The following is a 14,040-nucleotide window of genomic DNA, read 5'->3' on the forward strand; positions in this document are numbered from 1 at the left end:
GGTGTTTTTGCCGATATTAGTTGGCTGAATATGTACCCCAGGACTACTGCACCAACTGACAGGACAACGGAAACGTCGGGTCGGGCCAAACGGATTTTTTCAGGCTCTGCGTGGGGTATCTTAGCAAAAACCCTTGACGCACTGGCCAAGTTCGTCACCATTCCCATGCTCGTGGGCTTTTATGGCCGGGCAGATTATGGCCTTATCGCATTGGCTTTTTCCCTCAATGCTTATTTGCGGCTGATGGATTTGGGCTTCAACGTGGGGGCGGTACGCTATTTCTCCATGTGGACGGCCAGCGGCGAATGGAGCAAAATCGGCGATGTATCCCGTTCCAGTATCGTGTTTTATGGGATAATCGGTTTGGTCAATGCCTTCATATTCTTGGGCATGTCTGCCTATGGGCAGCAACTTTTCAACCTCACCGAAGCACAGGTGCCGTTATACCGCCAAATCATGTACATCCTGGCATGTTCCACCGTCCTCAATTGGCTTTCCAGCGTCGTTATCCAGTTGCTCAGTGCCAAGGACGAGCTGGGGTATGTCAACCGCGTAACCGTCATCAGCAGCGTCCTGAATTTTCTGGTCGCCCTGCTGGCTATACAAATGCAATGGGCACTGATTACTTATTTTATTTATTATACGCTTTCCACGCTCGTGCCGATACCGTTTTATATTGCCCGCCTGCGGGTCTTTCCGGTAGCCCGGAAGTCCTTGCTGACGCCGCGATGGCATGGTCAGGCATTCAAAGAAATACTGACCTACAGCCTCGCCATATTTGTCATGGGATTATTCCAACTGACGGCGAACAACCTGCGGCCGCTGCTGCTCGGCAAATTTGCTGACGGCACCGAGGTGCTTACCGATTACCGTGTCATCCAGACCATCGCCATGCTCATCGTGGCGTTCGGGGGGGTGTTCATGCAGGTATTGTTGCCATCGGCTTCCAAAGCCTATGCCGAGGGCAATCAAGAACGCATTGCGCGCATGATATTTGAGGCGACCAAGTATATCTCCGTTTTTTTGGGATTCATGGTCTTTGTGCTGATCCTGAATGCCGAAGATATCCTGCTATTGTACATGGGCGAAGGGTATGGCCACCTGTCGATTTGGCTGTCGATTTGGTTACTCACGGTGTTGCTTTCCATGCACAATACGCCCGTAGCCAGCCTGGTGCTTTCCACCGGCAGGACACGTTTTCTAGTTTATTCTTCGGCTGTCGCCTGTATCGTGTCATTGCCCATCACGGTGATTTTCGCCGGTACACTGCAGGTGGGGGCGGCCGTTGTGGGCTATTTGGTGTATATGGTGCTGCAAATTGGCTTTTTTTATGTATATTACATACCGAAGGTACTGCACCTGGATGGGCGGCGGCTGTTTGCGCGCGCTTTTCTGCCGGCGGCAATCGGCGGCGGATTAGCCTTGCTCGTCAGCCAGTATATAACCACCAAACTGGTTTTTCCCGATGGCTATGGCACGGTAATCGCCAATACGATCATATTTACATTGGTATATGGATTATATCTGCTGGTTTTTGTCGTCAAACCGGCAGACATCCGGCAGTTGAAAAAAACGCTTATGGAGAAAGGGAAGGGCAATGCCTAAATTTTCGGTTTGCATACCGGCTTACAAAAGCCGGTTTCTCAAGGAATGCATCGAGAGCGTTCTCGCGCAATCCTTCGCCGATTTTGAATTGATTATCCTTAATGATAGCTCGCCGGAGCCCGTCGCGCAAATCGCGGCGGAATTTTCAGATAGCCGCATCCGGTATTATGAAAACGAGCATAATGTCGGGGCGGTGCGGCTTACGGACAACTGGAACAAATGCCTGGCCCTGGCCGGCGGGGAATACCTCGTGATGATGGGCGATGATGATCGCATGGAGCCCGACTTCCTGCGTGAATTCTCGGCATTGATCGCCGCCTATCCGGAGCTGGATGTCTACCACTGCCGGAGCCTCATCATCGACGATGAGGGGCAGCCGCGGCAGCTGACGCCCGCCTGCCCGGAATACGAACGGGTATGCGATTCGATATGGCACCGCCTCAGCCAATGGCGGTCGCAATACATCTCTGATTTTGTGTACCGTACGGAGGCATTGAGGCAACTGGGCGGGTTCTACTCCCTGCCCCTGGCTTGGGGCTCGGATGATATCACCGCTTATATCGCCACCAACGGAAAAGGCGTCGCGCATACCAACAAGCCGGTATTCAACTACCGGAGCAACAGCCTGTCCATTTCCTCGTCGGGCAATGACTTGGAAAAAATGCGGGCCAACTTGGGCTATGCCGAGTGGTTGCGGGCTTTTCTCGCAAGCCACACGCCCGATGCGTCAGAGCAGGTAGTCTATCGCAACCTGTGCGAGCAGCAAGCGCTGTTCATGCAACAGCGTAAACGATACACGATGGCATTGTCTATGCGGCACGGTTTGGTCAGCAAGCTTTGGTTATGGATTCGCCACCGCGGGGAATTTGGCTTGCGGCTCAGCGATATCGCCATCGCCGCTGTAAAATCAAGAGGACTACGGAGGCGGTTAGCGGATTGACAAAGGCTATGGATATCATCTTCAACCCACCGGTCAACAAGGAAAACCAGTATATCCAGTTACTGGTCGGTGAATTGCGCGGCAGGGGATACCGCATACATCCATTGGATACCATCTTTTCGGGTATGAAGCATTTCCGATCCATCAAGTTGGTCCACCTCAACTGGTTCGAAAACGTAGACGACAGCGGTTTTTTCGTGGCTTTTCGAAGCTTCATGCGAAAAATGGCTGTTTTGGCCATCATCCGACTGAGCGGGAAACCGCTTGTATGGACCATGCACAACCGCACGTCACACGAAAAAGGCCTGGCTTTTTTCAGCCGTACCCTCACGCGTCTCCTGATGCGGTGGTCGCACCGTATCGTCATCCACTCCCGGCAGTCGATGTCCGTCTTGGCGGAGCACGGCGAGGGCGTACGGCGCAAATCGGTGTATATTCCCCATCCCCACTTCATCGGTGTATACGGGGCGGTTCGCGATGCTGCAAACAACCATGGCCATGTGCTGCACTTGCTATTTACGGGTATGGTAAAACCCTATAAAAACCTGGAGCTGCTCATCGATACGGTGGGTGCCTTCGGTGCCAGTATACGGTTGACAATAGCTGGCAAAGCCATCGACCAACGGTATCAACAGCAAATCGAAAAACAGGCGGCAACGGCCGGCAATGTGCAGTTTTTTCCGTATTTCGTGCCCGATGACCAACTGGCGGCGTTGCTTGGTGAGGCCGACGCCTTGGTGTTGCCTTATGACATGTCGAGCAGCCTCAACTCGGGGACGGTAATCCTGGCATTTTCCTATAAGCGTACGGTCATCTGTCCGGATATCGGTACAATAGCGGATCTGGGCACACATCGCCAACAGGTATTCCATTACAGCTATGCAACGGCCGCAGAGCATCGGGCGGCGTTGAATGAGCAGATAACGCGGGCCGTTGCCATGAAGCAGCAGGACTCCGAGGCCCTGGCCCGGATGGGTGAGCTATTGTACGGCTATGTGGCAGCGGCCTATGACCCGCGCAATGTAGGGGCTGCCTTAGAACAGGTGTATCATCAACTTTTGCGGAGGAACGGATGAAGATCTTGTACATTAATGCATTGTACTCGCCTTATATCGCCGGAGGCGCAGAAATTTCACTCAAGCTCATCGTTGAGGGGATGCAAGCCAAGGGCCATGAGGTCGTTGTACTGAGCATGGCGCCCGGGGAGGGGCTGCGCAAGGAGCAGGTGGATGAGGTGCAGGTATACCGCGCTGGGTTGAAAAATCGGTATTGGCCGTTTTCAAATGAGCGGCCCGGCAAATTCAGCCGGCTAGCCTGGCATCTCCGCGACTGGTATAACCCGGCGATGGGAGCGTATGTCAAAGAGGTGATCCGTCTTGAGCAACCATCCGCCGTATCATGCCACAACCTCGTCGGCTGGTCAATCGCAGCCTGGGATGCGATCAGGGAGGCAGGCATTCCGGTTGTGCAGGTTTTGCATGATATGTACCTGTTGAGCCCGGATAGCACGATGTTCAAAAACGGCAAGCCGCGCAACAGCCAGGGGCTGATAAATTGGCTGCTGCGCTACAGGCACCGGCAACAGTCGGCCAAACTCGGCGCCGTAGTGGGTATTAGCCACAGTATTTTGCAACGGTTTGTCGCGCATCGGTATTTCCAGGGCATCCGCCAATATGTGATTCACAATGCCCGCCGCATCCCCGAGGCCAGGGCGCTGCGCCTCCGTGCGGAAGGGCAGCCCTTGGCGGTAGGTTATATCGGTACTTTATCCGGTGTCAAAGGAGTGGAGTGGCTCATCGAGCAATTCAAGGGATCGGGCATTGACGGCCAGCTGCATATTGCCGGCCGGGGCAAGTCCGAAGACGAGCAGCACTTCCGCGAGCTGGCAGGTGATGACACGCGTATCATCTTCCGCGGATACGTAGATCCCGCTCAGTTTTATCCCGATATCGATGTGCTTGTCGTCCCCTCGCTGTGGGAAGAGCCGCTCGGCATGGTAGCCGTCGAAGGTTTGGCAAACCATTTGCCGGTTATAGCGAGCAATCGCGGTGGCTTGCGGGAAAGTGTTGAAGATGGCCGGAATGGCATCCTTTGTGATCCGGATGTGCCGGAGTCTCTTGGAAGGGCGATCGCCGCACTTTGGCGGGATGTGGCGCATTACAACCGGTTGGCAGGCGAGGCAAGGCCATCCGTACGCGAATACCTTGATATAACACGCATGGTAAATGAGTACGAACAGGTACTCCAAACGATAACGGCCAATGATACAACATACTAAAACCATAACAGCTGTGCATCGCGCCGCACTTTGTGAAGTGTTGTTCTGTATGGCCCTGCTGGCGGTTTTCGTGCCGGTAAAGGGGTATCCCCTGGTATTTTTGCTGGCATCATTGTCATTTTTCGTTGATACCCCGGCGCTGCTCCGCCATGCTTGGGTGTGGTTTCTGCTCGTCTTCACAGGCTACGCCTCGTTTATTTTTTTCATGAACATGCCTGCGGGCCAACGGGAGATGACCAACTTCCTTAAGTTGCCTGTCAATTTTACCTACCTGTATTTCGCGGTAGGATGGGTGATACAGCGGGACAATAGTCGCCTGTTGCGTTGGGTGGATATCACGCTTCACATCGCGCTTGGCCTTTCGTTGTTGCAGCTGATAAGCTATCATTACGCTGCGGATTTCCGCTGGATTGGCGGGGCACCCACTTCGGCTCATGGGAGCGCCCTATATCGGCCCTCGCACTATTTCTGGGGGCTGGATGATAAGAACATGTTCGGTGCGCGCATTGCCTTGATCGGCTTTGTCTACATATTGTTGCCTGTAGCGAGGCAACGGACCATCGTATGGTGGCGCATTGCGGCCGTGCTGGTGCTTGCCTGGCTCTCGCTTTCGCGCACGCCGGTGGTGGCCTTGTTTCTGGGTGTATTTTGCCTGCTGTGGGCCGCGGCGGCGGTAAGGTGGCGGATGGTGCTCGCCCTGGCCGCCCTGTCGGTTCTGCCGTTTGTTGCAGAAAAGGTTGTCCGCATCGATAATATTACCGCCTCTAACGACGGCATGGGTGTACGGCTGGTCTACTGGAAGGCGTTTTTCCAGCATTTCACCGCTATTTCACCGTTGGGCAATGGGTTTATGGCCGGTAGCACATTCCTTGGCCGCCATGCCGAATTTTACCACGGCGAACCGCACATCCACAACACTTTCCTGAGCTGTTATCTTGACTTTGGCGTCATCGGATTTTTTTCGTACGTGTTGTTTTTGGGATGTTTTTTCCATTTCTGTCACCGGCAGCAGCCCAACCGGGTGTTCTGGTGGGTGGCCTGGCTGCCGCTGCTGGCTATTATGATGATCCTGTATTCCGGTTATGACAATGACATCATCCTATACCTTGTGCTGGTGTGCCTATTGGGGTGCAGCCGGCCGATTGATATGAAGCAATTGAATTGGAGGGCCGTATGATGCAGACACGCGTATTGATTGACAGCCGGTGGGATGGCGATACAGGTATCGGCAAGTTGTATCGTGAAGTAATGGCCCGTATGCCCGCCAGTGTATCTCCCGTTTTCGTACAAAGCCAGATGGGGCTGGGCAACCTGTTTACGCCGTTGATGCTGGCACGAGCGATCAGCAGCGCCAAGGCAGACGTGTTTTATAGCCCCTCATTTATGCCTCCGTTGTACAGCCGTATCCCCTATGTGTTCACCATCCATGATCTGATGCATTTTTTTTATTATACCCCCCTGCATCGGCTGTATTACCAGCAGGTACTGGCGCGGCTTGCAAGACGGGCGAGAAAAATCATTACCGTTTCGCATTTCAGCAAACGGCAATTGGTTGAGTTGCTGGGCATCGACGAGCAGCGTATCGCCGTGGTATACAATGGCGTAGATATGCGGTATCATGAAAATACCCGGTCGTTCGTCTCAGAGCGGCCGTACTTCCTGTATGTGGGCAACCGTCGCAAAAATAAGAATATCCCCACCATGCTGTCGGCATTCGCGCGGGCGCGTATACCGCAGGAGTTTATGTTTTACCTCTCGGGCCATCCTGATGAAGAGTTGACCCGGCATATCAGCCAGCTCGGGCTGGAAGGCCGGGTGCGTTTCCTGGGGTTTGTCGCCGAGGAAGACATGCCAGCCTTATACAAGGGCGCATATGCCACCCTGTTTGTCTCGCTGATGGAAGGGTTTGGTTTGCCGGTGATTGAATCTATGGCCTCGGGCACGCCTGTGATCACCTCGTCAGTGAGCGCCCTGCCCGAGATAGCGGGCGATGCAGGAGTGTGCGTCGATCCTAGCTCGCCTGAAGCCATTGCAATAGCGATAGAGCAGCTTGCGGCGGATGCGGACAGGCATCACCAGTTGCGCAACCGGGGGATTGAGCGTGCCGCACAGTTTTCGTGGGATAAAACAGCGGCGGAAACATGGTCGATACTATTGGAAAATCAATGATAAGGATATGCATCATAAAAGTCTTTCGCTGAAAACGGCATTTGCGGCAATCATCGTTTGCACCGGTATCTTTCTGGCGGGTTGCGGGCAGGAGAAGCCCGCAGGGGAGGAGCAGCCAGGGCTGGGCCGGCGGCTGGATGTGCGTAGCTTCGGCGCCCGGGGCAACGGCAAAGCAGACGATTCGAAGGCCATCCAGGCGGTTATCGATGAAGCTGCGCCGGGCGATACGGTTTATTTGCCCAAAGGCGACTACCTGGTCCGCACACTTCGCCTCGCCCCTAATGTACATTTCGTAGCTGAGGGCGTGCTGCGGCAACCGAAGGCCCTGTCCGATTCATTTTCGGTTGAAAAGCAGCATTCAGACGCCCCCTTGTTCCGGGCGCATCGGGTATCCAATATCTACCTTTCTTTTCGTGCCGAGACCGTCAATGAAGCGATATATGCTTCACAATGCAGCAATATCACGATTGCCAACAGCCATATCGCGGGCGATTCCACCAACAGGCGTTCGTTCCCCGGTATCCTGTGGTACAGCTGCTCAGCCTGCCGCGTTGTCGGCAGCACGGTCAGCCACTACGGTATTGCCCGTAAATCGGCAAAATCCTACAATCCCGGCACAGCGATACGCGTGCTGTCCAGCAGAGGGGTGACGGTGTCCGGCAATGAGCTGCATCACAACGGCGAAAACGGCATCTTCGTCCACGATAGCGGCGACATCGAGATAGACGGCAATTACATCCACCACAATGGCATGAGCGGCATACAGGTTGCCTTCAACTCGGCTGAGCTCGTCACAAATTACCGGATTACGAACAACCGGCTCGAGTATAATGCCGCCGATGCGATTGATATCAACAACCGTGCGCATGGCGTGGTGATGCCGGTGCGGGCGCTCATCGCCGGCAATTACAGTTGGAAAAATGGTTTCGTGAGCGGTGAGTCTACACCGGATGGGTCGGGCATCGGCACACTTATCGGTATTTCTGACGTGACCCTGAGCGGCAACCGGGCTTTTGGCAACAACCGGCCGGCCCTCTATGTCGAAGGATGCGGAACGATTACCGCCAACCGGAACCTTACCGACGGCGCATTCGAACTGGTGGGCCGGTGGGACAGTATACGCATGGAAGGCAATACCTTCCCGACGCTGCGATTATTGGCCAATGCCGATGGCCGTGTGCTCCACCTCAAGACAAACCGGGTCACCCGTGCCCTGCTGCCCAACGATATCCGTATTGATTCACTGCTGTTGGAGGAAAACGAAATCGAGAGCGGGCCGGTAAACATCAACATGGAAGGAAATTTGAGGTTCGAAGGCAATACCCTCATCAGCGGGCATGACGCGGGGGCGCTGCTGCTCGTAAAGGTCGGCAGTGCGTTCCTGAAAGGCAACCGCATCACCAACAAAAAAAACGCAGCCATTGCCATTGGCAAAACAGCCCACCAGGTCGTGATAGACAGTAATTTCGTGTCTTCCGGCGGAGCAGCGCTGCATGATGCCGGTTCACCGGGCCTCCAGCTGACGCGCAATGCGCTTGACGAACAGGTAACACAACCATAGGTATCCATGAACGTGAATCTATACATACCGACATTGAATGCCGGGTCCCGTTTTGCCACCCTGCTGGATGCCCTCGCGCGGCAGACCTATCCCATAGCGACACGGGTACTGGTCGACTCCGGTTCGGACGATCGGACGGTCGAGCTCGCGCGGGAAAAAGGTTTTCAGGTCATTGGCCTTGGCCCGGAAGGGTTTGACCACGGCGGTACCCGCCAATGGGCCATCGCCAATTTTCCGGATGCCGATATCTATGTATTCCTCACGCAGGATGCGATTCCGGCCCATCCGGATATGCTGGCCAATATCGTGGCGGCGTTTGCCGATCCGCAGATAGGCATGGCCTATGGCCGGCAGCTCCCCCATGCAGGGGCCACACTTATGGAGGCGCATGCCCGGTTGTTTAATTATCCCGCCGAAAGCCAGGTACGGGCGCTCGCCGACGCCCCGAAATATGGCATTAAAACGATATCCTGCTCCAATTCTTTTGCTGCCTACCGGCGCACTGCTTTTGAAGCGGTAGGCGGGTTCCCGTTAGGCACTATCATGGGCGAAGACGTTATCATAGCCGGGAGGCTATTGCTGCAGGGATGGAAGATGGCGTATGTGGGCGATGCCTGTGTATACCATTCGCATGACTACCGCATCGGCGAGGAATTTGAGCGGTACTTCGATATCGGCGTGTTCCACAGCGACAACCGTTGGATCTTCGAGTCATTCGGCCGCGCCGGTGGCGAAGGATTCCGCTACGCGAAGTCCGAAATCCGTTATATAGGCCGCCGCAATCCATTTCTGCTCCCTAAGGTTTGCTGCTCTTTCGCAGCCAAGTGGCTGGGCTATAAGCTTGGCCTTGGTTACCGGAGGCTGCCAAAAGCTTGGCGGCGGGCCTTCTCCATGTATAAAGGCTATTGGCATTAGCTGGGGATACCCATACCCAGATTTGTAGAATTTTTCCCCACTTCTATCGACGGTTCCACAGCTGAAGCTGCGTTAGATGCCCGAAAAGGCCGTATTTGCTGGTTTTGGAAAAGATGGCACTCAATTCGCATCTATACCAATGTTGATTAAAAGATAAAGCGATGGTAAGAGAGAATCAAATTCAGCAGATAGCATATAAAGTCGATAACAGTCTATACGAGTTGATAACGTATCAGCCGACTTTCCGAATAGACCTGCAGGGTGTAAAGAGAAAGCTATTGGTTTATCAGGAAACCATTTTCCTTAAACGAGTATTCGATATCCTTTTTTCCTCAGTTGTGCTGGTTGCCGGATTACCCGTATTTGTGGTGTTGATGCTGATTACAAAAGCAACCTCCAGGGGGCCGGTATTTTACCGCCAGGTGCGTATCGGTAAGGACGAAAAGCCCTTTTATATTTACAAATTCAGGAGCATGCGTGTCGACGCCGAAAAGGATGGCCGGCCGCAGTTATCTTCGGATGACGATCCGCGGATCACGAAGTGGGGGAAGTTTATGCGCAAAACGCACCTTGATGAGTTGCCCCAGTTTTGGAACGTGCTGAAAGGTGATATGGCCATCGTTGGCCCGCGGCCCGAACGCCGCCATTTTATTGACGAAATCAAAGAAAGGAAGCCCGAATACATGCAACTTTTCCGGCTGAAGCCCGGTATCACGTCCATCGGACAGGTGCATTACGGTTATGCCGAAAACGTAAATCAAATGTGCGAACGGGTTAATTACGATTTGAAATACCTGTCTACCATGAGCATAAAAACAGATATCGGTATTATCTTGGAGACGGTAAAAGCCATGGCACAAGGGAAAGGGAAATAACACCGACAATAATCATTAAGTTTGTGCCGATGAAAACACCAGAATCGGCAACACGCTTTACCCCTTATCAAACCCTGGTAGTCATTATCTTGGCTATCACACAGTTTACCATCATTCTTGATTTCATGATTATGTCTCCATTGGGAGACATTTTGATGAAATCAATGCATTTGAGCCCTTCGGAGTTTGGCTTGGCGGTATCTGCCTACGCGTTCAGTGCCGGTATCTCGGGATTCCTTACCGCCGGTTTCTCAGATAGGTTTGATCGCAAAAAGCTGCTGCTGTTTTTTTACGCCGGATTTGTCATCGGCACGTTGTTGTGCGGGATAGCCCACACGTACCTGTTCTTGGTGGCTGCCCGCATCTTTACCGGTCTTTTCGGTGGGGTCATTGGCTCCATATCCATGGCCATCGTGGCTGATTTATTTGTGTTACAGCAGCGTGGCCGCGTGATGGCCTTTATACAAATGGCTTTCGGCGTAAGCCAGGTATTGGGCATACCCATTGGACTCTACATAGCAAATGGCTGGGGGTGGGAGGCCCCTTTCCTGATGGTAGCCGTTTTAGGTGTCATCATTGCCATTGTCATTGTGTTTTACCTGAAGCCAGTCGCGGCGCATTTGGGAGTCAAGAACGAACGATCTGCCTTCGCGCATTTATGGCATACTTTTGCACAGCGGGATTACCGGATAGGATTCATGGCCACCGCCTTGCTGTCCGTGGGCGGCTTTATGATGATGCCCTTCGGTAGTGCTTTTGCGGTAAACAACCTGCACATCACGGAGTATCAATTGCCAATCCTTTTTATGGTGTCTGGCCTCAGTACACTGGTGGTCATGCCTTTCATCGGTCGCATCAGCGATAAAGTAGACAAGTACAAGTTGTTTGTCATGGCTTCACTTTGGATGATGGCTATGTGTATCTGGTATACCCACCTTTCGGTCACACCGCTGTGGATAGCCATTGCCATCAACGTACTGATGATGGCGGGGGTGATGGGGCGGATGGTGCCCTCTTCCGCGCTGACCAGCGCCGTGCCCGAGTTGAAAGACCGGGGTGCGTTCATGAGCATCAACGCGTCGTTACAGCAATTGGCTGGCGGTATAGCCGCTGCGGTGGCCGGCAAAATCGTTATCCAGGAAAGCAGTTTCAGCCCGCTCGAAAATTACGATACACTCGGTTATGTGGTGGTGGTGATCTCGGTATTGAGCTTGTTTCTCATGTATCGGGTAGATCGCGTGGTCAAACGAGGCCCGACAACGCTTCAACCTGTCGAGCGTCAGCAGTAGGCGATCCGTTAAAAGGAAAAAACTTATTATCGGCTGTTTAGATTTCGAAATTTTGAATATCTTTGCATCCCCGTTCCCGTAGTTCAATGGATAGAATTTCAGATTCCGGTTCTGAAGATAGGGGTTCGAATCCCTTCGGGAACACTAGAAAGCCATCTGCGAAGATGGCTTTTTCGTATTTACAAGGGATGAGAACGAAGGGTCGGCCGGGGGTTCGAACTTGCTCGCTGCGGAAACGAGAGCGGGGCAGCGGGACGCAGCAAATCCCTTCGGGAACACTAAAAAGGCCTTAAATGGCCTTTTTTCGTTATATCGTTGTCGGTTTTGTTGTCGGTTTGATTAATGGCGGGTATTTCCGGCGATAATTCCGTATCTTTGATGTATGGCCGTGAGGCTGTAAATTTTAACCGAAAAAAATCCCGTCCGGCTGGATGGGGTTTCGACGTCTTATTGACCGGACGTAGGATTACACCTCTATCGAAATCTTCACCTTACCACCGAGCCCTTTCTCAACGATGTCGTATAGGGTTTTCAATGTAAGATTGCTCCCGTTGTTCTCGATCCTCGAAATATATTCTCTTTTACGGTTCACCAAATCGGCAAGTTCCGCCTGGGTGAGGTGTTTATCTTCCCTCGCCTTCCTGAGCAACAAGCCGATCTTGAACCCCTCGAAATCCCTTTCCAGCGTGTCCCTCCTTTCGGTACCCTTGGCACCGTAAACACTATCCTTGATGTCTTTCCAGCTCTTAGTTTCCATCATTTGCTCCTTTTCTGTTTGTAATATTCAGCCATCAATCTCAATGCCCTATCAATTTCTTTCTTCGGTGTCTTCTGTGTTTTCTTCTGGAAACCGTTCAGCAATATGACTAACCGGTCACCGTCAAAGAAACAGAACACTCGCCAGATGTTTGAGCCCAGTTGTATCCTTGCCTCGTATAGCCCATCTGTTCCGGTCATGGCCTTCAGGTAATTCGACGGCACACGCTCCAGCGTCTCAATAGCCTCGATAATCTTGAAAATCTTGTCCTGCACCTTTTGTGGCTGGCCCTTGAGGAAATCCTCAAAGTAGTTCCTGAATGCAATGACTTCCCTGACTTTCACGACACAAAGGTAACTTATAAGTTACTGCTATGCAAATTATTTCGAGTGCCGGTTATCCTTATGCTGGTGATTTTTGTTTTGGAGGAAAGGACTGAAATCCTTGTGTCGACCAAAAAAAGCAATTCCGTCGTTGAGTTGATGGGGTTTATTATTTCGCAGCATAGGTTTTAATCCTGTTGTATATTACTTAGAGTGTAACCTATCGACGGCTTCCCCCCTGCGTTATACAAATTAAATGGTTTTATTGATAGCTTGGGTATTAGGTTCCGAATTTTTTTGCCGTTACGATAATGTGGAAGGCTACCACTTCTCACCTTTTTGTAAACATTGTCCGGCGTACACCTTAGGCATTCGGCGGCCTCCTGAACATCCATGGTGACGTCAGGCTAGTATCCTTCCGGCGTGGCCAACTTTTCTGACACAATCGCTTTCAATTCAGCTATTTCCTGCCTCGGTAATGCTACCTCATTGGGCAGGTCGTCAAATGGTATTCTTTCCATGAGTTCACTTTTACAATCTAAACGCTTTAATGAGCTTGGTATTTCGGAAGCTAGTTGTGCAAATGCTATTTTATGTGGTGTCAAGGCTGATCAATGCCACAACAGGCTGATAAAAAGGTATTTGTTTTTCAACAAATATACTTGTGCATCAAAAATGTCTAACGCATAAATATCTTGAATTAGTGCGCATATTTTTTGCGTAGAAGTGTGTTTTCCAAAACGCGAAAAAATATTCCACTTTTTCAACTAAAATTATTCCAGTGGGGTATAATCGCCCCTTAGCCAAAGTTCAAATACCGACCTGTCAATACGGTACCTGTTCTCGACCATGAAAGCCTGTAAGGTGCATGAATAGATATGGTTACGGATGTTATAGACAATTCGGCCCGTACAAGCCTTGCCTTTTATAGAAACACCTAAATTACCGATGTGCCTTTTGTGGACGGTTAAACCTCTTTCCGTTTGATAGGAATGGAATCCCATCCCGGCAAGTTGCCTGTTGATTTGAGGATCGATACCCTGATGTTGATTGGTTGTGGGATTCGCAGCCCCATTGGTTAGATGACATTTTTCCATGTCTAAATAGATTTAAAGACGCCCGGTCGCTGCGAACTAGTCTCGAAGAGAGAAAGTTCGGTACTTGCAACCGATCGCCGGGCTTATCGTTAGTAAATAAAACGAAGGGTCGGCCGGGGGTTCGAACTTACTCGCTGCGGAAACGAGAGTGGGGCAGCGGGACGCAGCAAATCCCTTCAGGAACACACAAAAAGCACCGTTAAGGTGCTTTTTGTGTGTTTAAGATTGAGA

At 52.0% G+C, this 14,040-nt stretch carries 14 protein-coding genes and 1 tRNA gene; 11 read left to right on the plus strand and 4 right to left on the minus strand.

Going from position 1 to position 14,040, the window contains the following annotated elements:
• The first annotated feature begins 30 nt into the window (after positions 1-30).
• From JHJ32_RS05820 to JHJ32_RS05870, 11 genes are all read left to right on the plus strand, one after another.
• Positions 31-1,605: a lipopolysaccharide biosynthesis protein gene (locus JHJ32_RS05820; RefSeq protein ID WP_200120296.1), complete on the plus strand. Its 1,575-nt coding sequence runs from the start codon at positions 31-33 to the stop codon at positions 1,603-1,605.
• Positions 1,598-2,545 (plus strand): glycosyltransferase, encoded by a 948-nt coding sequence (locus tag JHJ32_RS05825; RefSeq protein ID WP_200120297.1) that lies wholly within the window; start codon positions 1,598-1,600, stop codon positions 2,543-2,545. Before JHJ32_RS05820 ends, JHJ32_RS05825 begins: the two co-directional genes overlap by 8 nt.
• 8 nt (positions 2,546-2,553) lie before the next feature.
• Positions 2,554-3,621, plus strand: coding sequence for a glycosyltransferase family 4 protein (locus JHJ32_RS05830; RefSeq protein ID WP_200120298.1), 1,068 nt, complete (start codon positions 2,554-2,556; stop codon positions 3,619-3,621).
• The gene (locus JHJ32_RS05835; protein WP_200120299.1) at positions 3,618-4,823 is read left to right on the plus strand and encodes a glycosyltransferase family 4 protein; all 1,206 of its coding nucleotides are present in this window, start codon (positions 3,618-3,620) and stop codon (positions 4,821-4,823) included. Before JHJ32_RS05830 ends, JHJ32_RS05835 begins: the two co-directional genes overlap by 4 nt.
• Positions 4,807-6,000 carry an O-antigen ligase gene (locus JHJ32_RS05840; RefSeq protein WP_200120300.1) on the plus strand — a complete coding sequence of 398 codons (1,194 nt, stop codon included), beginning with the start codon at positions 4,807-4,809 and terminating at the stop codon, positions 5,998-6,000. The genes JHJ32_RS05835 and JHJ32_RS05840 overlap by 17 nt, the downstream gene beginning before the upstream one ends.
• Positions 5,997-6,992, plus strand: coding sequence for a glycosyltransferase family 1 protein (locus JHJ32_RS05845; RefSeq protein WP_233632502.1), 996 nt, complete (start codon positions 5,997-5,999; stop codon positions 6,990-6,992). Before JHJ32_RS05840 ends, JHJ32_RS05845 begins: the two co-directional genes overlap by 4 nt.
• Before the next feature lie 7 nt (positions 6,993-6,999).
• The gene (locus JHJ32_RS05850) at positions 7,000-8,553 is read left to right on the plus strand and encodes a right-handed parallel beta-helix repeat-containing protein (protein ID WP_200120301.1); all 1,554 of its coding nucleotides are present in this window, start codon (positions 7,000-7,002) and stop codon (positions 8,551-8,553) included.
• Positions 8,554-8,559: 6 nt separating this feature from the next.
• The gene (locus JHJ32_RS05855) at positions 8,560-9,468 is read left to right on the plus strand and encodes a glycosyltransferase family 2 protein (RefSeq protein ID WP_200120302.1); all 909 of its coding nucleotides are present in this window, start codon (positions 8,560-8,562) and stop codon (positions 9,466-9,468) included.
• A gap of 161 nt (positions 9,469-9,629) precedes the next feature.
• On the plus strand, positions 9,630-10,343 hold the full coding sequence (locus JHJ32_RS05860; RefSeq protein WP_079716170.1) for a sugar transferase: 714 nt from the start codon (positions 9,630-9,632) through the stop codon (positions 10,341-10,343).
• Positions 10,344-10,372: 29 nt separating this feature from the next.
• Positions 10,373-11,632, plus strand: coding sequence for an MFS transporter (locus JHJ32_RS05865; protein ID WP_200120303.1), 1,260 nt, complete (start codon positions 10,373-10,375; stop codon positions 11,630-11,632).
• A gap of 72 nt (positions 11,633-11,704) precedes the next feature.
• A tRNA-Arg gene (locus JHJ32_RS05870) sits at positions 11,705-11,776 on the plus strand.
• Positions 11,777-12,098: 322 nt separating this feature from the next.
• Here JHJ32_RS05870 and JHJ32_RS05875 read toward each other — a convergent pair.
• From JHJ32_RS05875 to JHJ32_RS05890, 4 genes are all read right to left on the minus strand, one after another.
• The gene (locus JHJ32_RS05875) at positions 12,099-12,392 is read right to left on the minus strand and encodes a helix-turn-helix domain-containing protein (RefSeq protein WP_233632503.1); all 294 of its coding nucleotides are present in this window, start codon (positions 12,390-12,392) and stop codon (positions 12,099-12,101) included.
• Positions 12,389-12,733: a type II toxin-antitoxin system RelE/ParE family toxin gene (locus JHJ32_RS05880; protein ID WP_200120304.1), complete on the minus strand. Its 345-nt coding sequence runs from the start codon at positions 12,731-12,733 to the stop codon at positions 12,389-12,391. Before JHJ32_RS05880 ends, JHJ32_RS05875 begins: the two co-directional genes overlap by 4 nt.
• 167 nt (positions 12,734-12,900) lie before the next feature.
• Positions 12,901-13,107 (minus strand): helix-turn-helix domain-containing protein, encoded by a 207-nt coding sequence (locus JHJ32_RS23120; RefSeq protein ID WP_200120305.1) that lies wholly within the window; start codon positions 13,105-13,107, stop codon positions 12,901-12,903.
• A 378-nt stretch (positions 13,108-13,485) separates the two neighbouring features.
• Positions 13,486-13,809 (minus strand): hypothetical protein, encoded by a 324-nt coding sequence (locus JHJ32_RS05890; protein WP_200120306.1) that lies wholly within the window; start codon positions 13,807-13,809, stop codon positions 13,486-13,488.
• Positions 13,810-14,040 lie beyond the last annotated feature (231 nt).

The sequence above is a fragment of the Parapedobacter sp. ISTM3 genome (genome assembly GCF_016533505.1).
Classification (GTDB): domain Bacteria; phylum Bacteroidota; class Bacteroidia; order Sphingobacteriales; family Sphingobacteriaceae; genus Parapedobacter; species Parapedobacter luteus.

Coding starts and splice junctions, on each gene's coding strand:
- JHJ32_RS05820 (WP_200120296.1), top strand. CDS start 31: ATGTACCCCAGGACTACTGCACCAACTGACAGGACAACGGAAACGTCG.
- JHJ32_RS05825 (WP_200120297.1), top strand. CDS start 1,598: ATGCCTAAATTTTCGGTTTGCATACCGGCTTACAAAAGCCGGTTTCTC.
- JHJ32_RS05830 (WP_200120298.1), top strand. CDS start 2,554: ATGGATATCATCTTCAACCCACCGGTCAACAAGGAAAACCAGTATATC.
- JHJ32_RS05835 (WP_200120299.1), top strand. CDS start 3,618: ATGAAGATCTTGTACATTAATGCATTGTACTCGCCTTATATCGCCGGA.
- JHJ32_RS05840 (WP_200120300.1), top strand. CDS start 4,807: ATGATACAACATACTAAAACCATAACAGCTGTGCATCGCGCCGCACTT.
- JHJ32_RS05845 (WP_233632502.1), top strand. CDS start 5,997: ATGATGCAGACACGCGTATTGATTGACAGCCGGTGGGATGGCGATACA.
- JHJ32_RS05850 (WP_200120301.1), top strand. CDS start 7,000: ATGCATCATAAAAGTCTTTCGCTGAAAACGGCATTTGCGGCAATCATC.
- JHJ32_RS05855 (WP_200120302.1), top strand. CDS start 8,560: ATGAACGTGAATCTATACATACCGACATTGAATGCCGGGTCCCGTTTT.
- JHJ32_RS05860 (WP_079716170.1), top strand. CDS start 9,630: ATGGTAAGAGAGAATCAAATTCAGCAGATAGCATATAAAGTCGATAAC.
- JHJ32_RS05865 (WP_200120303.1), top strand. CDS start 10,373: ATGAAAACACCAGAATCGGCAACACGCTTTACCCCTTATCAAACCCTG.
- JHJ32_RS05875 (WP_233632503.1), bottom strand. CDS start 12,392: ATGATGGAAACTAAGAGCTGGAAAGACATCAAGGATAGTGTTTACGGT.
- JHJ32_RS23120 (WP_200120305.1), bottom strand. CDS start 13,107: ATGGATGTTCAGGAGGCCGCCGAATGCCTAAGGTGTACGCCGGACAAT.
- JHJ32_RS05890 (WP_200120306.1), bottom strand. CDS start 13,809: ATGGAAAAATGTCATCTAACCAATGGGGCTGCGAATCCCACAACCAAT.